At 64.6% G+C, this 22,257-nt stretch carries 13 protein-coding genes and 7 tRNA genes; 16 read left to right on the top strand and 4 right to left on the bottom strand.

Annotated features, from left to right (window positions below; all coding sequences use genetic code 11):
• Nucleotides 1-107: 107 nt before the first annotated feature.
• Nucleotides 108-1,622: a glycosyl hydrolase family 28-related protein gene (locus ABFE16_10435; protein ID MEN6345711.1), complete on the bottom strand. Its 1,515-nt coding sequence runs from the start codon at nucleotides 1,620-1,622 to the stop codon at nucleotides 108-110.
• Nucleotides 1,623-1,897: 275 nt separating this feature from the next.
• Here ABFE16_10435 and ABFE16_10430 point away from each other — a divergent pair, with 275 nt between their 5' ends.
• From ABFE16_10430 to ABFE16_10355, 16 genes are all read left to right on the top strand, one after another.
• On the top strand, nucleotides 1,898-2,419 hold the full coding sequence (locus ABFE16_10430; GenBank protein ID MEN6345710.1) for an HIT domain-containing protein: 522 nt from the start codon (nucleotides 1,898-1,900) through the stop codon (nucleotides 2,417-2,419).
• 147 nt (nucleotides 2,420-2,566) lie between these two features.
• The gene (locus ABFE16_10425; protein MEN6345709.1) at nucleotides 2,567-5,077 is read left to right on the top strand and encodes a hypothetical protein; all 2,511 of its coding nucleotides are present in this window, start codon (nucleotides 2,567-2,569) and stop codon (nucleotides 5,075-5,077) included.
• A 330-nt stretch (nucleotides 5,078-5,407) separates the two neighbouring features.
• Complete coding sequence (locus ABFE16_10420) at nucleotides 5,408-5,635, top strand: cold-shock protein (GenBank protein MEN6345708.1); 228 nt, start codon at nucleotides 5,408-5,410, stop codon at nucleotides 5,633-5,635.
• Between the two features lie 245 nt (nucleotides 5,636-5,880).
• Nucleotides 5,881-5,958 (top strand) — tRNA-Pro (locus ABFE16_10415).
• 53 nt (nucleotides 5,959-6,011) lie between these two features.
• Nucleotides 6,012-6,087 (top strand) — tRNA-Gly (locus ABFE16_10410).
• Nucleotides 6,088-6,131: 44 nt separating this feature from the next.
• Nucleotides 6,132-6,207, top strand: a tRNA-Arg gene (locus ABFE16_10405).
• A 120-nt stretch (nucleotides 6,208-6,327) separates the two neighbouring features.
• Nucleotides 6,328-6,403 (top strand) — tRNA-His (locus ABFE16_10400).
• A gap of 45 nt (nucleotides 6,404-6,448) precedes the next feature.
• Nucleotides 6,449-6,526, top strand: a tRNA-Arg gene (locus ABFE16_10395).
• Between the two features lie 104 nt (nucleotides 6,527-6,630).
• Nucleotides 6,631-6,706 (top strand) — tRNA-Lys (locus tag ABFE16_10390).
• A gap of 105 nt (nucleotides 6,707-6,811) precedes the next feature.
• Nucleotides 6,812-6,895, top strand: a tRNA-Leu gene (locus ABFE16_10385).
• A gap of 248 nt (nucleotides 6,896-7,143) precedes the next feature.
• Nucleotides 7,144-8,592, top strand: a complete 1,449-nt coding sequence (tig, locus tag ABFE16_10380) for a trigger factor (protein MEN6345707.1) — start codon at nucleotides 7,144-7,146, stop codon at nucleotides 8,590-8,592.
• A gap of 198 nt (nucleotides 8,593-8,790) precedes the next feature.
• Complete coding sequence (locus tag ABFE16_10375) at nucleotides 8,791-9,390, top strand: ATP-dependent Clp protease proteolytic subunit (GenBank protein MEN6345706.1); 600 nt, start codon at nucleotides 8,791-8,793, stop codon at nucleotides 9,388-9,390.
• Between the two features lie 119 nt (nucleotides 9,391-9,509).
• A complete protein-coding gene (gene clpX / locus ABFE16_10370; GenBank protein ID MEN6345705.1) occupies nucleotides 9,510-10,775 on the top strand; it encodes an ATP-dependent Clp protease ATP-binding subunit ClpX in 1,266 nt (421 codons plus the stop codon).
• 143 nt (nucleotides 10,776-10,918) lie between these two features.
• Nucleotides 10,919-13,291, top strand: a complete 2,373-nt coding sequence (gene lon / locus ABFE16_10365; GenBank protein MEN6345704.1) for an endopeptidase La — start codon at nucleotides 10,919-10,921, stop codon at nucleotides 13,289-13,291.
• A gap of 73 nt (nucleotides 13,292-13,364) precedes the next feature.
• Nucleotides 13,365-14,111 (top strand): NAD(P)-dependent oxidoreductase, encoded by a 747-nt coding sequence (locus tag ABFE16_10360; GenBank protein MEN6345703.1) that lies wholly within the window; start codon nucleotides 13,365-13,367, stop codon nucleotides 14,109-14,111.
• Nucleotides 14,112-14,570: 459 nt separating this feature from the next.
• Entirely contained in the window at nucleotides 14,571-17,234 is a 2,664-nt protein-coding gene (locus ABFE16_10355) for a valine--tRNA ligase (GenBank protein MEN6345702.1), read from the top strand.
• 84 nt (nucleotides 17,235-17,318) lie between these two features.
• Here the strand turns inward: ABFE16_10355 and ABFE16_10350 are convergent, their stop codons facing one another.
• The 3 genes from ABFE16_10350 to ABFE16_10340 all read right to left on the bottom strand — a co-directional run bounded on the left by ABFE16_10350 (nucleotide 17,319) and on the right by ABFE16_10340 (nucleotide 22,193).
• The gene (locus ABFE16_10350) at nucleotides 17,319-20,252 is read right to left on the bottom strand and encodes a DUF5060 domain-containing protein (protein MEN6345701.1); all 2,934 of its coding nucleotides are present in this window, start codon (nucleotides 20,250-20,252) and stop codon (nucleotides 17,319-17,321) included.
• A gap of 120 nt (nucleotides 20,253-20,372) precedes the next feature.
• On the bottom strand, nucleotides 20,373-21,782 hold the full coding sequence (locus ABFE16_10345; protein ID MEN6345700.1) for a trimethylamine methyltransferase family protein: 1,410 nt from the start codon (nucleotides 21,780-21,782) through the stop codon (nucleotides 20,373-20,375).
• A 219-nt stretch (nucleotides 21,783-22,001) separates the two neighbouring features.
• A complete protein-coding gene (locus tag ABFE16_10340) occupies nucleotides 22,002-22,193 on the bottom strand; it encodes a hypothetical protein (protein MEN6345699.1) in 192 nt (63 codons plus the stop codon).
• Nucleotides 22,194-22,257: the final 64 nt, after the last annotated feature.

Here is a 22,257-nt window from a genome sequence, read left to right as displayed (position 1 = left end):
ATCCTGTCAGACATGAAGAAGCGACTCACCGACTGGCTCACGACCTTCGACCGACCCTTCGGAGAGTTCTGCTGAGCGCGAGCTCCGGATAGCGCGATCTCCCTCTTCTAGGGGAGCGTGCCGTCCTCTCGGGCGAGGCCGTTGTGTACGAACCCGCGAACCCGCACCCTGGTTGTGGTGCCGGCGGTTCGCGCTACCAGGTGAGTGTCGGGGATGTTGCTGATCACGAGGCCGAAGATCTCCAGGTGCGCCTCGTCACGGGTAGCGTAGTTGACCTTCGGCTGGCCGGTCGGGCAGTCCAGGAGGAAGGCGCGTCCGTTACCCGGCTCAACCATCCTGGCTGTGCTGACCACACGGCTCGGGGCAAAGGAACTCAGGGAGAGGTTGCTGATCTGAAGCGTAGCGCCCGCGAAGCCCGGATTGAGGACGAAGGCCGCCTGGCGCGAGACCGGCCCACCTTCAGCAGCGAAGGTCTGCGAGGTAGCAATGCTGCTGTGGACCATCACGTTGCTCAGTTGGTTCGGTAGGATCGTTCCCTGCACGCAGTCAAAACCCACCACGCAGTTGTCCAGCTTGATGTTGTGCATCGAGCCCCAGGGCCCCTGACCCCAGGGGAAGGTGACCTTCTCGCCGGTCAGTAGATCGGTGAAGGGCCGGCTCTCGTCGGCCCCGAGCTTGAAGCCGGTGTGACACAGGAAGACGGTGACGTCGTTGAGTGCGTAGCCGTCCACTGCGCCGAAGTCGAAAGCGATGTTCTCGGGCTGAGCGGTGATCGCCGCGTGGAGCTTGGCGTGTTGCCACGAGATGGGCTGCTCCACGTTCGGAACGATATGCACCTGGGAGATGCGCACCACATCCCGAGCCTCACGCAGCGCGAAGGCCCGACGGTACCCGAACAGGTAGCAGCGATCCACGACGATCTTGCCCCCGGCCGGAGCATAGAAGAAGTCGTAGTAGCGTCCGCAGGTGATGTCCTCGATGGTGGTCGAGGCGACCCCGGGCTTGACGCTGATGGTCGGGCCGCAGGGCGTGACGTGCTCGGGGAGAAACCGGGCCTGGATCTGGTCGACGCTTTCATAGTGGTAGGGCGAAGCGGGATCGTCGAACTCCTGATCCGACGGCCAGGGCTGCTGGTCGTAGAGGATGTAGAGCCCCCGCACGGTATTGCCGCCTTCGAGGTAGAACAGCGGCGCCTTGCGTGGCCCAGACCAGTCCTCACGCCGAGGACGAGCCAGGAGGACCGCACCGGTCTGCTTCTCGCGCGGGACACCCTCCCAGGCCATGAAGGGCATTCCCGCCGGTGCACCGAGCAGACTGACGCCCGGCTTGAGCGTGAGGGTATGGGTGATCACATAGCCCGCGCCGGGCTTCACCGGGGCGACGAGCACCGGCCCACCGCAGGCGGCAGCCTGGTCCAGAGCTGACTGGAAGGCGGCTGTGTCGTCGGTCTGCCCGTCGCCGGTCGCACCACAGGACTTCACGGTCACGGCACCGGGCCACTGCGCGGAGGCCGGAAGGGCCGCCGTCAGGAGAGCCAGGGCAAACAGTACCCGGTCGGCTGCGTGTCGAAGGATCGGAGGGCGCTGCGACGTCGCGGCTGGTCGCCTGAGTTCGCCTTGCACGACGCTTGCCTCCTTCGCCTAAGCTGTGCCAAATCCGGCCGGCGACATGTCAGACTCGCAGCTACTTCGCGCCCCATGGCGTGCATACCTGTCGACTGCGTGCAGGAGCGAAGTTGGGGCCTTGCTCATACCAGGGAGGTGAGAGCTGGGGCGACCGCGAAAGGACCCCGTGCAAGGCTCACACGAGGGTCTTGTGGGTCGGCGCGTCGCCGTTTGACTTCGCTTCTTGCGGTGGCTATAATGCCATCAGGACACTAAGCGAAGGCGGAACTGAATTGCATCACCTTTGGGCGCCGTGGCGCATTGACTATGTGACTCGGCCGCCGGTAGAGGGCTGTGTGTTGTGTGTGAAGGCCCAGGCGGACAAAGACGAGCCTGAGCACGTCCTGTACCGCGGCAAGTCATGTTATGTACTGTTGAACGCTTATCCCTACAACAGTGGCCACCTGATGGTGGTCCCGTACGAGCATACCGGGGATTTCACGCAGTTGGGGCAGGAGACGGTGTGCGAGATGATGCAGTTGGCCCAGGTCTGCATGCGGGCCATCGGGCGCTGTCTGCATCCCCACGGGGTCAACCTGGGGATGAACATCGGTAAGGTCGCGGGCGCGGGGATTGATGAGCACGTACACCTGCACATCGTGCCCCGTTGGTCCGGCGACACCAACTTCATGACGTCGGTGGCGGATGTGCGGGTGGTGCCGCAGGCCCTTGACGCGTCAGCGCGTCAGTTGCGACCGCTGATTGCCGAGGAGGCCGCCGCGGCAGGGTTTGACAGTGGTCCTGAGCCGAAGTAGGTAGGAGTCCGACCCGTTGCCCGAAGCTCCTCTCGGGGAACGGGTGTCTGGTTTCTGCCGACGGCCGGACAAGAGGATACCGGGGCCCGTCCGAAGGGCGACGAGCCAGAGACCATCATTCCGCATTACCCAGCAGGGGGCCAGACGATGACGACACCCGTCGCTCGCCTTGCCGCAGCCACCATCCTACTCGCCGTCGCCGTGTCCATTCCGGCGTTTGGCGACGGGCCAAAGTTCAACCCTCCCCTGGACAACACCATCGTACGTGCTCAGGTTGTCCTCCGCGCCGACAAGAAGCATCTCGACGGGAACGAGCAGGGGTACATCTCCTATCGTATCTCCCGCCAGGACGCTCCTGCCGATGAGACTCCCTTTGTGACTGCTCTCGTGTACCCCTTTGAGTACACCTGGAACACGCAGGAGACCTACTGGAATAGCCAGGACGCCTACGACCCGATGAATGGGTCGCGCAAGTACCCCGACGGTGACTACCTCGTCACCGCCGTGGCCTTCGACGCGAACGGGAAGGCTCTTGGCGAGGCCACCGAAGCGACGGTTCGAGTCGGCAATAGTGTCGCGAACCCTCCGCTGCTGAACGGCGGCATCCTCCTGCAGGCCGGCGGCGGCAGCAGCAACGGCCAGCAGTTCAGCTACAAGGCTGATGGCTCCCTCTTCGCCCACCTGACTGACGAGTGGCTCAGCAAGCTCGACACTCCCGAAGTGCCTCCCAGCGTCATGATGCGAATGGGTGCCGAGTGGCGTGTGGACGTGCGCAAGCCCTACGGTGGCGCCGAGACAGCCGACGGTCGCCGCTGGCACGGTCAGCTCTATGACCAGCTCGTGGCAGACCCCGGCGAAACCCCGGTTCTGGCTCGCTGGGACAAGCTCCGCTACATGGTGCAGGACGAACATATCGACTCGGGCTATGTGGAGTTGCTGGGCGGCACCAGTCCTGAGCGGTATCTGGACTGGCTGGGCAATGGGATGCACCTGGGCAACCCCTCGGCAACCTTGCTTGACCTTCCTGGCCCGAGCGCAGCCGCTCCGACGGCAGCTGCGGGAGCAGCCGGCATGGGCAGTGCAGAGCCTAGTGCAGCCGCTCCGGGGATGGAAGGCGCCGCACCGTCAGGGGTACCCGGAGAACCTGGTGCCGCGGGAGCCGGCGGTGCTGCACCAGCCATGGGCGCTGGAGTTGGTGGCGCGACGGGCGCCGGTCTGCGTGGCCAGTGGCTGATGCCGGTGAACATCCCGGATCTGAGCCGCAAGTTCCGCTCCGTGACGCTCGGCAACGGGATGATGGGCAAGATGCGCCGCGAGGATCCCGGCTGGGGTCTCGCCGAGATGTGGACCCAGTTGCCGACGCGACCCGTGAAGGTCGGCGACACCTGGTATGGCTCGATGTCTATTCTCCCCTTCTTCGACTCTGTGAACAACTCGCGTCGTCGTCAGGAGCCCCTGCTGGTGAACGCCGGCGGCGGCTATGCCCACTGGGCCTTTGACACCGACGACATCCTCTACGGACGTTACTACACCGGCAAGAACGAGAAGTCGACCAACGAGGGCTATGGCCCGGGCTGCGCTCCGGCCGTGCACGTACTGGACGGCTTCGAGTACTACCGGGGCTACGAGTGCGCCCGGATCGTCAGCCGGTTTCGCAACTACCCCAACCCCGACGAGTGGCGCCGTGACCGCAAGACCGGCTGGTGGATCGCCGACCTGAGCCCCCGGATGTTCGGCATCGGTCAGGCCGCCGGCGGTGCCGCCGACCAGGTGCCGATCATGCGCACCGATCTGACGCGGGTCACCTACTTCGCCTATCGCTCCGGCCATGTGGTCGGCATTGAGGACCACTACCGGCATCAGTTGTGGCTGAACCGGGCAGGCTTCACGAACCTCGCTTATACGCGCTCCTATCGTCGCCAGCCGCAGGCCTTCAGCGGTCTGCTGGCCCTGGCCGGACCGCTCGGGCTTCCGGGCGCCACGGTTGAGGGTCAGGCAGCCGCAGGTGGCGCCGCTCCTGGCGCTGAGGGTGCGTCCGCGGTCCAGCCTGGGGCCGAGATGACGCTTGGCGGCGCGCCGGGTATGGAAGGTGCCGTTGGTGCTGCCGGTGCGGGAGCTGGAGCCGGTGCACGACCCGGATGGACCGTCGTGAAGAACCGCGGTCTCTTTGATGCGCCCGCTGGTGGCGGCGGTGGTGCTGCAGCTCCCGGAGCCGAAGGCGCCATGCCTGGCATGGAGGGATCCGCCGGCGCCCCGGGTGAAGCAAGTGGGGTGCCGGGTGCCCCCGGTGGTATGCTAGGAGCCGCAGCCGGTGGTGTGCCGGCGGCTGGTGCAACTGCTGAGGATGCCGGTGAGAAGGCGATGTGCGACGTAGTCGCGCAGGTCGTCATCAACATCGTCGAGGACTTCGGGAGCGATCGCCCAAGCGCCAAGACGACGCTAACCGCTGTACCGGCCGGTGGGATAGCCGGCGTGGTACCGGCGGCTCGCCAGGACACTCGCCAGACAGTCCAGCGCTATGTCGTGGTGGAAGAGACCGGGACGTTCTACCTGCCCAACTCTCCGCTGCTGGTCAACCAACGCGGCACGATTGTCGAGACTACCGCTGCGAAGCTGCTCGCATTGGGCTTCCGGCCTGCCGAAGATGTGAAGTTCTAGGCTCCATCGAGACCCTCTGTGTTCGTGACCGCGACGGCCGGGGAGGTATCCCGGCCGTCGCGTCATATGCAGGAGTTCAGACGCCCCTTGAGGGTTATGCCGTCTTGTGGAACATCCGATCGGTAAGCTCTGATGCCCTTCGCGATTGGGTGCTTGCTTGACACGGATGTGACAGGACGGATATACTGACGTTACTACCGACCGAGGGCGCGGCGGCAGGGCAGGGTGGGTCGTTCGTTCTCGGTTTCTGTGTCTCCGTTCGGTGGTTTCCCGGCACGAGGCAAGTCGGTAGTGCATTTCTGGCAGTCTCACCGCAGGAGGACACGACGCATGGCAACAGGCCGCGTGAAGTGGTTCAATGACTCCAAGGGTTACGGGTTCATCGAGAACACTGGCGGGGAAGATGTCTTCGTACACTACAGTGGGATTGCCGGGGATGGCTATCGCTCGCTTGCCGAGGGAGCCGAGGTCGAGTTCGATATCGTGTCGGATGCAAAGGGTCCGCGTGCAGCGAACGTTCGCGTCACCAAGGATGCGCCAAGGGCGGACGAACGCTAGACTCGCGGAGTGCCGGACGACGGTCTGAAATCGCCGGGGGAACGCCGGCGGCGGGCAGGCTGACGTGCGGGGTGGTTGCAGCAATCGACTGCCGCGAGTGGTCCCCCGGTCGGGTTCACGTGTTGTCGCGAGGCGAGACCGCGCGGTTCGCCAGGGGATGCAGGGCCCCTGGGAATCGGGCTTTTCCCATGCTTGACGGCAGGCGCGGGCTCAGTTATACTGACGCCGCCGTGGCTGAACCGTCTCGGGGCGTGGCGCAGTTTGGCTAGCGCGCCTGGTTTGGGACCAGGAGGTCGCCGGTTCAAATCCGGCCGCCCCGACCAGTCGCAAAGGCCCCGGTCGGTGGCGACGGTGGGTGCAGTCAAGTTGTGGCCGGGCGGGCGTAGCTCAGTTGGTAGAGCGTCAGCCTTCCAAGCTGAATGTCGCGAGTTCGAGCCTCGTCGCCCGCTCCATCCTGCTCAGGCCTGCGAACAAAGGGTGCGCGGCTGTTGGAGACGCGCCCGTAGCTCAGGGGATAGAGCAACGGCCTTCTAAGCCGTGGGTCGCCCGTTCGAGCCGGGCCGGGCGCGCCATTTGTTGAGTGCAGGATTGGGCCCCAGAAAAGGCCGAAGTAGGGTAGACGTCGGCCGATCGAAGTGCTATAGTACGCGGGTCGCGCGGGAACCGTGCACTGCCCGCGGGATTTGGGTATGGTGGGTGTAGCTCAATTGGCAGAGCTCCGGACTGTGGCTCCGGCGGTTGTGGGTTCAAGTCCCATCGCCCACCCCAAGGCAACCTTGATATCCTCCAAGCCGTCACTGACGGCGCCGGTGTGCGCCCGTAGCTCAGTGGATTAAGAGCAACGGACTTCGGATCCGTGGGTCGGGGGTTCGAATCCCTCCGGGCGCGCCATTCCCGACGAAGGGGCATTGACAGCGGTTCCCCGATCTTGTATTGTTCCTTCCCGCCACGCAGTATGTCCATCCGGTGCCACGAGCCGTTGGTCGTATTGAAGTGGGTCGTTAGCTTAGCTGGTAGAGCAGGGGACTCTTAATCCCAAGGTCGCAGGTTCGAATCCTGCACGACCCACCACTTTCTTCTGAGTTGTCTCTCCGGTCACTGTTCGGCGGGTAGGGCATCGGTTTCGCAGCCCTGGGGCGCCGGACACCCCGGAATGTACTTGCCGGCCCGTCCTGTGGGCGCGTGATGGAATGGCAGACATGCATGACTTAGGATCATGTGGGGAAACCCGTGGGAGTTCAAATCTCCCCGCGCCCACCAAGCACTGACCAGAGGCGGGTGGGTGGCTTGTGTCGGGTCGCTTTCCCCGCTGCCGCGTAGGCAAAGTCTTGTGCTCATCTGGGACTAGCAAGTGCGCAGATACAGGGCGTCGTCCGACATGTGCGGGCGGCGCTTGTTGTGTGCGGTGATGGGATCGGTGCGGGTACGTCGCGGCCGAGGCCTGCCCCCTCACACGAACTCCAGTCGTATGATCCCCACCTCCGACCCTTGTACTGGGAGAGATACCCGTGAACGTCCAGATCCAAGAGCTGCCAGGCTGCAAGATCAGTGTCGCCATGTCCTTTGAAGCCGCGGAGGTCGACGGCGCCTTCGCCCGAGTCTACAAGGACCTGAACACCCGTGGCCGGGTTCCGGGCTTCCGTCCCGGCCGGGTACCGCGGGCACTGCTCATCCGCCACTTCGGCGAAGATTCCGTGCGCCGGTCGGTGTGGGGCGAGCTCATCAGTGAGGAACTGGAGAAGGCGCTGGAACCTCTGGACGTGATCGGCCAGCCCGAGCTGCCGGAACCCGACGAGAATCCGCCCTCCGAGGGCCAGCCCTACGAGATTACCTTCAACGCCACCGTCGGCCCGCGCGTCAAGATGGGTGACCTCGAAGGCATGAGCCTGCTGCAGCCCTCCGCAGAGGCAACCGGCGAGGACATCGAGCGCACGCTCAACGAGCTGCGAGACACCCATGCCGAAGAGACCGCGCCCGAGCGCGACACCATCGAGACCGGGGACAAAGTCGACCTGTCTCTGGGCGTCACGCTCGAGGGCGAGGACAAGGCGGCCGACGAGGTCGACCAGTCTATCGTTGTCGGCCAGGGCGAGCACTTCCCGCCGATTGATGACAAGCTCCTGGGCCTGCATGTCGGCGACACGGCCGAGATGGAGGTCACCTACCCTGAGGACTACCACGACGAGGCCCTTGCCGGCAAGAAGGCCTCCATCCGTGCGACCGTCAAGGAGTTTAAGGAGCGCAAGCTCCCCGACCTTGATGACGCCCTCGCCCAGAAGGTTGATGCGGAGAAGTTCAAGACCCTGGACGACCTCAAGGCCGAAGTGAAGCGCCAGCTCGACCGTCAGCGCGCTCGCTACGCACGCGAGGAAGTCGAGAACCAGGTTGTCAGGGGCCTGCTCGATCGCTGCCAGGTTGAGCTGCCGGAGGTCCTCGTGGCGCACACCGCCGCCCACGAGACGGAGTCGCTGGAGGCCGAGCTCAAGGAAATGGGCATGGCCTTGCAGGACTTCCAGGACATGACCGGCGTTGATGAGGAGACCTTCGTAGACAGGCAGATACGCCGTGCGACGCGACTTCTCAAGGTGCAGGCGATCCTCGGCGAGCTGTCCAAGGACCTCGCCGCCGAGGAGCTGAGCGACGACGACATCGCCGCAGAGGCCGAAGTCTACGGCGAGGAAGAGAACCTCGATCCGAACTTCGTGAAGCAGGCTGCCACGCTTCAGGAGAGCTTCCGCAATCAGCTTGCAACGCGCATGCAACGACGCCGCATCTTCGACGCAATCATCGCCAAAGCGGACTTGCAGGACGTCACCGTTGAGGAGTATCGTAGCAAGCGTGAAGAGCTGCTGACCCTTCCTGAGGAAGTTGTCGCGGCGGAACCGGCAGCAGAGGAAGCCGCTGAAGAGACGCCCGCAGAGGCCGAGAAGCCGGCCGAGGCGGAGGGCGAGCAGTAGGCCACAAGCCTTTGCCAAGACAGTCAGGTTGAGGCAGCGGGCGAGACCTGGCATCCGGACCGGGGCTGACGCCTAGGCCGGAAGGTTGCGGAGCCCTTCGTCTGTACAGACTCGCGGTACGCATAGACTACGACAGCCCGTTCGCACCGTCGACGACGCGTGCTGGGGACGGGTGATGCGAATAGGGGGGTACGCCCCATGCTTTACTACCCGACCGTCGTTGAGCAGACGCCGCGCGGCGAGCGCACCTACGATATCTACTCCCGGCTGCTGCGTGAGCGCATTATCCTCATTGGCACAGCCATTGATGACGACGTAGCCAGCCTCATCGTCGCGCAGATGCTGTACCTGCAGGGCGACGACCCGACCGAGCCGATCTCGGTGTACATCAACTCCCCGGGCGGGTCGATCACCGCCGGTCTGGCCATCTATGACACCATGGAGTTCATCGCGCCGCCGGTGCACACGTGGTGCATCGGGCAGGCAGCGAGCATGGCGGCTGTGCTGCTGGCAGCCGGCGACCCCGGACACCGTTATGCGCTGCCCTATTCGCGCGTTCTGATCCATCAGCCCTGGGGCGGCGTTCAGGGCCAGGCGGCCGACATTCAGATTCAGGCCGAAGAGATCCTTCGTGTCCGCAAGTGGCTCAATGAGATCCTTGCGCGACACACCAACCAGCCACTCTCGCGCATCGAGAAGGACACCGACCGCGACAAGTACATGACCGCCCTTGAGGCGGTGGAGTACGGCATCGTCGACCAGGTCGCGCAGAAGCAGCCACAGATGACAGACGAGTAGTGCGCAGCGCTCGTAAGAGGTAGGCGCGGCGTGGTGGAGGACGGGCGTAGGAACCGTCGGTTGCACGCTCGCAAAGCTCAACACCGCAGCTCCCCTCGCACACAGGAGAAGATCGCATAATGGACGCAGCAGGCGACCGGCATGACCGCCGAATGCGTTGCAGCTTTTGCGGGCACGAGAAGTCCGCGACGACCAAGCTGATCACCGGCCCCGGCGTGTACATCTGTTTCGACTGCGTCGGGCTGTGCAACCAGATCATCCGCAACAGCAGCCAGCAGACGGCTCGCGAGAGCCTCACGCAGGGCGCTGTCCCCGTCCCGCGCGCGATCAAGGAATACCTCGATCAGTACGTGATCGGCCAGGAGCACGCCAAGCGGGTTCTGTCCGTGGCCGTCTACAATCACTACAAGCGCACCAGCCTCCAGAATTCTGAAGAGGACGATGTCGAGCTCGACAAGACCAATGTCCTCCTGCTGGGGCCGACGGGCTCGGGCAAAACCCTGCTCGCCCAGACTCTGGCGCGCATGCTGGACGTCCCCTTCACCATCGCCGACGCCACCTCTGTTACGGAGGCGGGCTACGTAGGCGAGGACGTCGAGAACATCCTGCTGCAGCTCCTCATTGCCGCCGACCACGATGTTGAGCGGGCCGAGCGTGGGATCATCTACATTGACGAGATCGACAAGATCACCGCGAAGGCTGACAACCCCTCCATCACCCGCGACGTGTCAGGCGAGGGAGTGCAGCAGGCGCTCTTGAAGATCCTGGAGGGCACGACCGCCAACGTTCCTCCGCAGGGCGGCCGAAAGCACCCGCAGCAGGAATACATCCAGATCAACACTCGCAACATCCTGTTCATCTGCGGCGGAGTGTTCAACGGCCTCACCGATGTCATCCGGCGTCGCACCCACAACCGCGCGATCGGCTTTGGCGCTCCCGCGCCGACAGCCAAGGTCGAGGACGACGAACTCCTGACCCAGGTCATGCCGCAGGACCTGATCTCCTTCGGCTTGATCCCGGAGTTCATCGGACGTCTCCCTGTGGTCGTCACGCTCCACTCCTTGGACGAGACGATCCTGCGTCGTGTGCTCACCGAGCCGCGCAACGCCCTGGTGCGCCAGTACCAGAAGACGATGCGGCTGATGGACGGCGTCGAGCTCGTCTTCACGCCGGAGGCCCTCGATGCGATTGCTCACGAGGCCCTGGAACGCCACACCGGCGCCCGTGCCCTGCGCAGCATCATCGAGGAAGCCATGCTCGACGTCATGTACACGGTCCCCTCAGACCGCGACGTGGTGAAGTGCACGATCACCAAAGAGTGCGTGACGGAGAAGGCGCGTCCCCAGCTCGAGCGCAGCAAGAAGAGCGAGCAAAAGACTGCCTGATAGGCCAAGATCAGTCCTCGTTGGTGCAGGGAATCGGCAGCGCACCGCTGAATCTGTACCTACGGCTGACCGTGGCATAGCTCACTGCCCGCCCGCTGCGACATGCGGGCGGTTTTATCATCAGCCCCCGGAAATCTGACAACATGGCCGACCTGATTCGGGACGACAACGAGATCGACGCCGACTTCGAGAACGACCCGCAGCCGCCGGAGGGCATCCCGGTGCTCCCGCTGCGGGACGTCGTGATATTCCCTCACATGGTGGTTCCCCTGGGAGTCGTCCGTGACCGCACGGTCAGGGCTCTCCAGGCTGCGCGACTGGAAGGCAGCAACGTCCTGGCCCTGGCTCAGCGGGATGCCGGCGATGACGACCCCGGACCGCAGGGCATGTACCGCATCGGGACGGTTGCCAGGCCGGTCCAGGTTCTCGAGTTGCCCGATGGCACTTTGCGCGTGCTGCTCGAGGGGCTGCACAGGGCCAAGGTCACGCGGTTCGTGCAGCGTGATCCCTTCTACCGTGCGCTGGCCGAGCCGCTGGCCTCGGAGGAGAAGCCCTCGCGCCGCCTGCAGGCCATGATGCGAAGTATCCTCTCGCAGTTCGAGGAGGCCACCAGCCTCAGCCGCAGCATCCCGCCCGAGGCCCTGGTCACCGCCATGAACGTCGACGAGGCGGGCCGTCTGGCCGACCTTGTGGGCGCCTACATCAACATCAAGCTGGCCGACAAGCAGGGACTACTAGAGATGCTTGAGGTTGGCAAGCGCGTGCGACTCCTCGACCATCTCCTCGCGGGAGAGCTGGACATCCTGCGGCTTGAGCGCGACATCCATGCGCGTGTGCATGATGAACTGGAGGATAGCCAGCGCGAGCACTACCTGCGCGAGCAACTGAAGGCCATCCAGGACGAGCTGGGCGAGACCTCCGGAATGGCCGACGACATCGAGGACTACCGCGAGCGCGTCATCGTCAGCGGGATGTCGGCGGAGGCGCTGGAGAAGTCCCTGCGCGAGTTGGACCGGCTGGAGCAGATGCCGATGGCCTCTCCCGAGGTCTCGGTCATCCGCACCTATCTGGACTGGCTCCTCGATCTTCCCTGGACCACGGAGACGCCCGATCAGGTCGACATCCTGCGGGCGGAGCAACTGATGGACCAGGACCACTACGGCCTGAAGAAGGTCAAGGAGCGGGTGCTCGAGTTCCTGGCAGTCCGGCAGTTGGTCGAGGAAGTACGCGGTCCGATCCTCTGCTTCATGGGACCGCCCGGTGTCGGCAAGACCTCCATTGGACGGTCCATCGCTCGGGCCATGGGACGCGAGTTCGTCCGCGTCTCCCTGGGCGGCGTGCACGACGAGGCTGAGATCCGTGGGCACCGCCGCACCTATGTCGGGGCGCTTCCGGGACGCTTCATCCAGGCGCTGCGACGAGTGAAGAGCGACAACCCGGTCTTCATGATCGACGAGATCGACAAGATCGGTACGGATTTCCGCGGTGACCCGACTTCCGCGCTGCTCGAAGTGCTCGACCCGGAGCAGAACGACACCTTCCGCGACCACTATCTTGAGGTCGCCTACGACCTGTCGAAGATCATGTTCATCGCGACCGGCAACATGCTCGAGGCCGTGCCGCCTCCCCTGCGGGACCGGATGGAGGTCATCGAGTTCCCCGGCTACACGGAGGACGAGAAGCTCCAGATTGCCCGCCGGTTCCTGGTGCCCAAGCAGCGCAAGGAGAACGGTGTCAGCGGCAAGCAGATCACCTTCACAGCGGCCGGTCTGCGATACGTCATCAACCACTACACCTACGAGGCCGGTGTTCGCAACCTCGAGCGACAGATCGCTGCCCTGTGCCGCAAGACAGCCAAGCGGCTGGCCTCGGGCGAGAACCCCTCGGTGAAGGCTGACCCGCAGACCGTCGAGGGCCTGCTAGGGCCGGTCATGTTCCGTCACGATCGGCGCAGCGAGCAGGACCGTGTCGGCATCGCCGTCGGCCTGTCCTACACCCCGCAGGGCGGCGACATCATCAACATCGAGGTCTCCGTGGTGCCCGGCAAGGGCAACCTGGTGCTGACGGGGCAACTGGGTGACGTGATGAAGGAGTCGGCGCAGGCGGCCCTGGGGTATGCGCGACTGATCGGCGAGCCCACAGGCGCTGAAGCCGGGTACTTCGAGAAGCATGACATCCATATTCATGTACCCGCCGGGGCGATCCCGAAGGAGGGGCCCTCGGCAGGCATCTCGATCTGTACCGCCCTCATTTCGGCCTTGCGGCAGATTCCGGTGCGCAGTGCCGTCGCAATGACGGGAGAGATCACTCTCCACGGCAGCGTTCTGCCCATCGGCGGAGTGCGGGAGAAGGTGCTGGGCGCTCACCGTGCCGGGATCACTAAGGTGATCCTGCCGGCGGAGAACGCCAAGGACCTTCACGACCGTGATGAGGTTCCTGAGGAAGTGCACAAGGCCATCGAGTTCGTGTTCGTGCAGACAATGGACGAGGTCTTGAAGCACGCTCTGGTGAAGTAGCCGAGGGGCTGACGGCCCCTGAGGGCTTGTGCGGGGTTCGACGCCGGGATCTTTCAGATGCTCGGGTGCTGCCATGAAGGTGCTGATTGTCGGGGCCGCAGGTCGAGTTGGACGTGCGGCCACGGTCGGGCTTGGCCAAGAACACGAGCTGATCCTGGGCGACGTGCAGCCTCTTGACGATCCCCGCTACACGCCGCTGGATGTTCTCAATCCCGAGCAGGTGCAGCAGGCCGTCTCGCAGGTCGATGCTGTTCTGTACATGGCGATCGTGGACTCCTCGGTCTATGATCACGGCCGGGCACCGGGATATGCGCACGCCTCCTTCGGCGTCCAGGTGGAGGGCGTGTACAATGTGCTCCGGGCGGCTGCCGAAACAGGCGGCAAGCGCGTCCTCTACACCAGCAGCGTGTCTGCTCTCAACGGATATCCTGAGGGCCAGATGGTCGGCTCACAGGACAGGCACCTCGGCGGAGGCGTCTACGGGATCACAAAGGGCTTCGGCGAGGAATTGTGCCGGATGTTCCACCAGGAGCGCGGTCTGCCCGTGACGGTCCTCCGGCTCGGCAACGTGTACATTCCGCAGTTGCAGGGCCACTGGCAGCAGGCACACCCTCATCCATCGCGGGTGCACGTGCAGGACGTGGTGCGGGCCTTAGGGCTTGTTCTCGCGTGTCCGCGGCCGAAGTTCGCGCTGGTACACCTTGTGGGTGACAACCGCGGTCGCCACTGGGACCTCGAGGCTGCCCGAGCCCTGTATGGATGGCAGCCGACGGTGAGCTTCGGCCCTGACGGCCAGCCCCTCGGTCCGACCTGCCCTTGACCGGCGAGTTCCTTTGCGCGATAATCAACGTGTTCTATAGAGTCGTTGACAGCCAACCGCATCAACCATCAGGCAACGATGGGGAGGAGTAAGCGGGCTGCGCCAGGTAGTGCCTTGAGGGCGTCGATTACGTGCCTACAAGGCCAGAGAGCCGGTGAACAGGTGGGAGTGCCGGCCCTGGTGTCCGCCGAAAGTCGCCCCTGAGCCGTGGGGCCGAACAGCGCCGGAGTCCGGCGCTCAGTAGGTCACACCGGGTGCGCCCGTTACCGCGTCAGAGAGTCGTCTCGCTAGCCGAGACGGAACTTGGGTGGTACCGCGGGATGCCGGACGGCCTTGTGCCGCTTCAGCCTCTCGTCCCAACGGGACGGGAGGCTTTTTGCCGTGTGCAGAGGCGGCAGACTCCCGCGATGAGCACCCGAAGGCCGGTGCATCCAGACCCCCAATCGGAGGTATGCCGTTATGTCGCACGAGATGGAAAAGGCTTACGAGCCGCAGAATATCGAAGGTCGCATCTACCAGTACTGGCTCGACAACCACACCTTTGATGCCGAGGTCGATCCGTCGAAGCCCAGCTACTGCATCGTGATCCCGCCGCCGAACGTCACCGGGATCCTGCACATGGGCCACGCCCTCGACAACACCATCCAGGACTTGCTCATCCGCTGGAAGCGCATGAGCGGCTACGAGGCCCTGTGGATCCCCGGCTCCGACCACGCCGGCATCGCAACCCAGAACGTTGTGGAGCGCCTCATCGCTGAGGAGGGCCTGTCGCGCCATGACCTGGGGCGCGAGGCCTTTGTCGCGCGAGTGTGGGACGTCAAGGAGAAGCACCACTCGCACATCGTCGAGCAGCTGCGCCGCTTCGGTTCGTCGCTGGACTGGCGGCGCGAGCGCTTCACCATGGACGACGGACTGTCGCGGGCTGTCCGCGAGGCCTTCGTGACCCTCTGGGAGGAGGGCCTCATCTACCGCGGCGACTACATGGTGAACTGGTGCCCGCGCTGTGCGACCGGCCTCTCCGATCTTGAGGTGGAGAACGTCGAGAAGCCCGGGCACCTGTGGCATATCCGCTACCCCGAGCTCGATGGCGGTCCCGGCCTTGTGGTCGCAACCACGCGACCGGAGACGATGCTCGGCGACACCGCCGTGTGCGTCAACCCGAAGGACGAGCGCTACCAGCGCCTGGTGGGCAAGACCGTCGTCCTGCCGCTGATGGACCGCGAGATACCGGTCATTGCCGACGAATACACCGACATGGAGTTCGGCACCGGCGCCCTCAAGGTCACGCCGTCGCACGACCCCAACGACCTGCAGCTTGCCCAGCGGCACAACCTGCCCGAAGTCGTCGCGATCGGCAAAGATGGAAAGATGACCGCCGAGATGGGGCGCTACGCGGGCATGGACCGGAACGAATGCCGCAAGCAGGTCGTCGCCGACCTTGACGAACTGGGGCTGCTCGTGAGCGTCGAGGACTACACGCACACCATCCCGCAGTGCAGCCGCTGCCACACCATCCTCGAGCCCCTGGTGTCGACGCAGTGGTTCGTGAAGATGGAGCCGCTGGCGCGCAAGGGCCTTGAAGCTGTGGACAGTGGCACCGTGCGGTTCGTGCCGGAACGCTGGACGAAGGTGTACCGCGACTGGCTTGAGAACCCGCGCGACTGGCCGATCTCGCGTCAGCTCTGGTGGGGGCACTCGATCCCCGTGTGGTACTGTGATGACTGCGGCAAGATGACCTGCACCCGTGAGGACCCGACCGCTTGCGGCCACTGCGGGAGCGCCAAGATCCATCAGGATGAGGACGTGTTGGACACCTGGTTCAGCTCGCAGCTATGGCCCTTCTCGACCCTCGGATGGCCCGACAAAACGCCGGAGCTGGACTACTTCTACCCGACCAGCGTGCTCGTGACCGCCTATGACATCATCTACTTCTGGGTGGCACGGATGATCATGGCGGGCGAGCAGTTCACGGGTCGCGAGCCCTTCGCCGACGTGTTCATTCATGGCCTCGTGCGGGATGAGAAGGGACGCAAGATCAGCAAGAGCCTCGGGAACAACGTCGATCCGATCGACCTGATCGACCGCTACGGGGCCGATGCGCTGCGCTTCGCACTCACGCAGCTCATCACTCACGGCCAGGACCTGAGCCTCGCGGAGGACCGGTTCGTTGGTGCCCGCAATTTCTGCAACAAGCTGTGGAACGCCTCGCGGTTCTCGCTGATGAACCTGGAGGACGCACCCGAGGAGAAGGGCGACGAGGAGCTCGACCCGGCAGCGCTGACCCTCGTCGACCGCTGGATACTGAGCCGCTTCAGTGCGACGATGGAGACGGTGATCAGCCAACTCGAGCAGTACAACCTCGCGCAGGCCGCCGAGGCGCTGTACGGGTTCGTGTGGAGCGAGTTCTGCGACTGGTACCTGGAGATGGCCAAATCCTCACTGTACGGCGAGGACCTGGAGCGGAAACAGGCAACGCAGCGCGTGTTGCGGTTCGTGATCAGCGGCATCCTGCGGGCCCTGCACCCCTTCATGCCCTTCATCACCGAGGAGATCTGGCAGCGCTGGCGGCCGCAGGACGGCTCGCTGGCGAAGCAGCCGTACCCGCAGGCTGACGCGCGCTGGATGGACAACAAAGCCGAGGAGCAGATGGCGCTCTTGCAGGACGCGATCGGCGCGGTCCGCTCGATGCGAGCCGACTGGAACATCGCACCGGGGCCGAAACTGGCCGTAACGATCCAGAGCGCCGACGAGGCCACTCTCGCCCTGATGAGGGATTACACGTCCTCCTTCAATGCGCTGGCCTGGACTTCGGAGCTATCGACCCAGACGGCCGCCACCGAGACACTGAGCGGTGCGGTGTCATCGCTCGTTGGTACGATGCAGGTCTTCCTGCACCTCGGCGGGGCCATCGACGTGCAGGCGGAGCTGGCGCGACTGGACAAGCAGATCGCGAAGGTCAACGGAGACGCCGAGCGCAGCCGCAAGAAGCTCGCGAACGAGGGCTTCGTCAGCAAAGCGCCGACGCAGGTGATCGAGGAGGAGAAGGCGCGTCTCGCCGAGTCCGAGAAGACCGTCGGCAAGCTCCAGGGCCAGCGTGAGGCACTGCTGAAGCTCGGAGCGTAGCAGCCAACTCTGTCTGATAGCGAGTAACACGAGAGCCGCCCCTTGCAGGGCGGCTCTCTGCTTTGCCGGTCTCGTGCGACGACCCTATCTGGCGCGCGTCACCTTGGCTGCGACGTCTCGTGTGAAGGTCGGCACCGTCAGGCTGAGCTTACCCTCTGCGCTGACGGCGGGGTTGGTTGCAGAGACTTCGCCCTTGCGCGTATCCCACCACTCCACCTGGTAGTTGCCGTCCGCCAGTCCGAGGAGCGTGGTCGTCGCGCCGTCGATGGGCTGCGGAACCTTGCCCAGCTTGTCGTTATACCAGGTGCTCTCCGGGTCGTGCAGCCACAGGAGCGCGTAGTCGGCCGTCCGCATGCCCAGGCACTGCAGTGTCCCGTACTGCGGATCGCGGCAACCCGCGAAGACGTACTGGGTGACCCCGATCCAGTCCTTGCCGGAGTTCTCCAGCTCGATGACGTGCTCCCCGGCCGGGACGGGCACCTCGATGTCGGTGTCATACTCGCTCTGCCAGATCTTGTGCTGCTCGACCCAGGTGGTCTTCTTCCACGGCCCCGTACCCTCTCCGGCGGGAAGGTCCTTGACCAGCACCTCCTGGCCATCCACCTTGACGTGCAGCACGGCGCCCTGGCTGACGGTGCCGATATGCAGAATGAACTTGCCGTCCTGCGGGTAGGTGACTCGGAAGCGCAGCGGCGTCATCATGTCCTTCTTGCTCGGAGAGAACAGGGTACCCGAAAAGGTGCCCTCGCCGAGCACTGCACCGTCACGTCGGATCGTGAAGTCGGTGCCGGTCGCCTTTGCCCAGCCAAGGGTCGACACGCAGCGGATATCGTCCCAGGGGGCATCGACCGCTACGGGTCTGCGAACCGGGCCGAAGTCCGCCAGCTCGAAGTTCAGCTTGGTCCAGGGCACGGTATCCACGAAGCGGCGCAGGCTAGTGAACTCGTGGTACAGGTTGAAGGGATGCACGTAGCCGTCCCAGTACCAGAGAGCGGCCGTGCCGAAGCTGCGGGTCATGACCGAGGCCCACATGCCGTTGTGCAGGCTCGTGCCCTGACGAGTGGGATCGTGACTGCCATCACCGGTCTTCCAGTCGATGCCGAACTCGCCGACCATGAAGGGCTTGGTCCACTTGGTCGTGTATTCGCGTCCCAGGGCGGCGATGACGGGTGCGGTCGACGGCCGGTTCTCGTCGCTCCCGTAGGTATGGGCCTGGGTGTAGTCGATCTCCGGGAGCTGCCAGACCTCGTCATAGCCGTAGGTAGTGGTGATCAGGTGCCGATACGGGTCGTTGGCTCGGAACCAGCGGGCCATCTCCTGTATCCAGGGTGCCGGTGCACGGACCTCGTTCCAGAACTCCCAGGACAGCACGTGGCTGTCCCAGCCATAGCGGGCCACGAAGTAGCGCAGCTTCTGCTGGTAGAGCTTGCGTGCCTGTGGGTTGGTCCAGAAGTCCGCCGGCTTCTCACACGGCCCGCCGAGGGCCTTGTTGTAGGGGTTCTGCTGCCAGCAGTTCGTGTTGAAGTAGTCGGGCGTCTCCATCAACTCGCCATGGTAGCCCAGGCACAGCATGCAGCGGATGCCGTTCTGGCGAGCCATCTCCATCACACGATCCAGACGCCAGGCGTTGTCGAGGCTGTATTTGCCCAGTCCGTAGTAGATGCCGGTCCGTGAGCCCTCGTTCGTCCACTCCAGGGCCATATTCCAGCGCACGAGCCAGATGCGGCAGTAGTTGCCGCCGGCGTCGCCCAGTGCCTTGAACCACTCCGCGTACTTGTCCAGAGCTCCCCAGCAGACGTTCTCGCCCACGGCGAAGTAGGGCTCACCGTTGTCGAACTGCAGGTAGCGAGGGTTGTCGGGCACGCGCCGGACGAACCCGGCAGCGTTGCCCGCAAGGCAGTCGAAGCTCACGGGTTGTGAGCGGACCCTTCCCGTGCGGTCGCGAGCCTCCACGGTCACCGTCCAGCGACCTGTCTGAGAGGGTGCGAAGCGGACCTGCCACCCCGGGTTCCCCTGTGGGACGAGATCGCTGCGGGTGTCGACCGTGCGCAGTGCGTAGTCCTGGCTGTAGAAGCCGGGAACGGTCACCTCCTTGCCGTCCGGCCCCACGAAGGTGGCAGTGACGTCGATGTCCTCCGGGTCGAAGGGGTTGTCGAAGGTGGCGTCCAGATCCAGGTCGAGGTCCAGTCGCTCGTATCGGGCCACCTGCTGAGCGCTCGGGCGAACTCCCCGGAGCGCCAGAGGCTTGTTGGACTCCATCGCGACCATCTGAGAGGTCACCGCTGCCTTCACCTTCGCCTCCAACTGAGCTGCCGTAACCGGACGCAGAGTCAGGCCGAACTCGTAGGTCTGGTTCGCCTTAAGGCCACGGGTGTTCTGCACGGAAAGCTGGGCTTCGAAGCACTCCATCTTGAACTGCCGGTCGTCCTGGAAGGACACCGAGGAAATCCCCGCGCCGACGGGCTCGAGGAGCAACCCGACATCACCCGGCAGAACCCAGGCGCACCAGTCCATCTGGTCGGCGCCGGCGAGACGATACTGGTTGGGGAGCGTGGCCGGCAGGGGAATGCGCGACACCTGCGGGCCGCTTGCGGTGATGAACTGACCTGCTCCGGCGTTACCCTCCGTGGGCAGGCCGGCACACAGGAAGACACGCTCAGTGTCCAGGTCGGCACTGGGAGTGAGCTTGTAGTTCAGGCGCAGCCAGTCCTCACCAGCGGGCCCATACTCGGCGGTTTGCTCCAGACGACAGGGCTTGCCCTCGCAGTCGATGGTGCCGGTGAAGTTGAGCGCATCGGCACCAGCCGGACCCTCACGGGTGAAGCCGTCACCGGGTATCTGCTGGGCGAAGGTGCCGCTCCAGCCGGTCTTGACGATGCGCATCTGCAGGGGCTGAAGCAGAACGGAACCCTTCCACGAGATCTGGTCGATCGCCCCGGAGGGGTTCGGGGTGACCTGCATCTGGGCCTCGCAGGCCAGGACCGCAAGACCGAGCACAAGGCAGAGCAGGCGCGTCATATGGGGCCCCCTTCTGAGCCGGAGGAGATGAAGAGCGCAGGACGGGGAGAACAAAGGCAGGCACCGCTGGAGGGTCCGCGGCGCCACGACGTCCGCAAGCCAGAGGCGGACACCTCCCGGCTAGACGGCACCGAGTCGTTCGCACCAGGCAGCCTCGATACCTCGTAGCTCTCTGGCAACCTCGTCGGTGATCTTGGGACGGTGCGGAGCTGAGAGGATCTGGCAGACACGCTCGCAGGCCCGGTCGTAGGCGGTGAGGGCCCCGCCGTTCTCCCAGGCATCGCGACGTCCCGAGTAGAACAGCTCCGGCCGGTACAGCTCCTCCCGGAAGTGGGCCAGCGTGTGGTCGTGGCTGAGGTAGTCGGCCTTGTGGGCGAGTTCCGTGATGACGGCCTCGGCGATGCTCTCCGCATCGACCCGAATGCCGCGCTGGAGGCGGAGGATGCTTCCGGCGATCTCGTTGTCAATGACGCCCTGCGCCAGCGAGATGGTGCGCTGCGACTCGAGCTGGCCAACACCCCAGATGATGTTGGTATGGGCGGTTGCTTGCGCGAGGGCGACCGTGGCGAACTCGGCCGAGGCCTGCTGGTCCGTGGTCATACTCTCAGTGCTGGCCCAGGCCGCACTGGGCAGGCCATGGAAGGCCGCAAGCTGGGCACCGGCAGCGCCTAGGAGACCATTCTCAGGCCCACCGGTACGGGTCACAGCGTTGCGCATGTCCATCGTGTGCGCGAAGCCCAGGTTGAAGATGACAGGGCGACCCGGTTCGAGGGTCTGTGTGATGACGACGCCGCTGAGCGCCTCGGCATTCGCCAGGGCCAGTGCACCGGCCAGGGTAACCGGTGAGGTAGCTCCCGCGGTCGGCTCTGCGTTGAGCATCATCGGAACGCCGTGGCCGGAGGTCTTCTCGAACAGCTCGAGGGCCGGCACGCCCCAGGAGAGAGGGCTCGTGACCGTGTAGCCGAAGCTGACGATCGGCCGCTCGGCCAGGGAGGTAGAGCCGAGTAGCACCTGCGCCATCTCCATGATGGCAAGGGCGCCGTCGGGGGTGTAGATGCAGGGACGGAAGTGCTTGGTGGTATTCTCCGCCAGAAGCCGGAAACCGACGAAATCGCGAGTCTGTGGCGGGTGGTCGGCGATGCTCGGGGAAACGGCCGCGTGGACGTGCTCCAACTGATCGGTTACGCGAACCCAGTTGATGAAGTCGTGCTCAGTGATGGGCCTTACGCGGCGGCTGTTGGCGATGTATAGGGCGTTGCAGGTCCAGAAGAGGGTCTCGCCGCCGGGCTGAGCCAGGACGTCCCGGCCGCCCATGTCGGAGAGCTTGACCGCTCTGGGTGCCGAGGAAACGCACTCGGCAACAAGTTCACGGGGGATACGCACGACGTCGGCCTCGGAGCCCTCACGGCAACCCCGGCGCTTCATCGCCTCCAAGACGGAGGGGAGACCAAGGCGGACGCCCGTGGTCTCGAGGATTCGAAGCGAAGCGGAGTTGATCTGCTCCAGGTCGTTTGTGGCCAACGGGAACACTGGCGCCCCCCGATCTGCGGGCCAGACTGCGACCCGGTCTTGGCGTGGTGTGGTCTATTGTCCCTGCTTGCCGTGTTTTGTCAAGCGGAACAGGCTCAAGAACCAGGGAAGCACCGCACTCCCAGAGCGCCTCGGGAGGCAGTGCTTCCAGAACCCCTCTCGGTCAGGACAGGGGCTGCGTATGTGCCCACAATCTCCCTGCGGGACCGGCCGAGGAGCCTAGGGCCCCATGTGGGCGATCTCTCGGACGCGAACGCTGATGTAGCCCAGAGCGCTATTGAGCCCGCCTACACCGCCAAGCTGGTAGAGCCACAAGGCTCCGGCGAGGGTTAGCAACCCGAGTACCAGGGCCCAGCCGCCACCTGTCGCACCTTCTTCGTCGAGCAGAGCCAGACGCAGTCGCTCAAGCATACAGACCCTTCCTTTCCCTCCGATGCCTACCCCAGGTCTGTTATATCCTTCCAAAACATGAGTT

The sequence above is a fragment of the Armatimonadia bacterium genome (assembly GCA_039679385.1).
In the GTDB taxonomy this organism is placed as follows: Bacteria; Armatimonadota; Zipacnadia; order Zipacnadales; family JABUFB01; genus JAJFTQ01.
The sequence above is the reverse complement of the archived record's forward strand: the minus strand, read 5'-3'. Positions and strand labels throughout refer to the sequence as shown.

Bases quoted from the DNA above. Each gene is read 5' to 3' on its own strand.
- ABFE16_10425 (MEN6345709.1), top strand. From the start codon at position 2,567: ATGACGACACCCGTCGCTCGCCTTGCCGCAGCCACCATCCTACTCGCC.
- ABFE16_10420 (MEN6345708.1), top strand. From the start codon at position 5,408: ATGGCAACAGGCCGCGTGAAGTGGTTCAATGACTCCAAGGGTTACGGG.
- ABFE16_10375 (MEN6345706.1), top strand. From the start codon at position 8,791: ATGCTTTACTACCCGACCGTCGTTGAGCAGACGCCGCGCGGCGAGCGC.
- clpX (MEN6345705.1), top strand. From the start codon at position 9,510: ATGGACGCAGCAGGCGACCGGCATGACCGCCGAATGCGTTGCAGCTTT.
- lon (MEN6345704.1), top strand. From the start codon at position 10,919: ATGGCCGACCTGATTCGGGACGACAACGAGATCGACGCCGACTTCGAG.
- ABFE16_10360 (MEN6345703.1), top strand. From the start codon at position 13,365: ATGAAGGTGCTGATTGTCGGGGCCGCAGGTCGAGTTGGACGTGCGGCC.
- ABFE16_10355 (MEN6345702.1), top strand. From the start codon at position 14,571: ATGTCGCACGAGATGGAAAAGGCTTACGAGCCGCAGAATATCGAAGGT.
- ABFE16_10350 (MEN6345701.1), bottom strand. From the start codon at position 20,252: ATGACGCGCCTGCTCTGCCTTGTGCTCGGTCTTGCGGTCCTGGCCTGC.
- ABFE16_10340 (MEN6345699.1), bottom strand. From the start codon at position 22,193: ATGCTTGAGCGACTGCGTCTGGCTCTGCTCGACGAAGAAGGTGCGACA.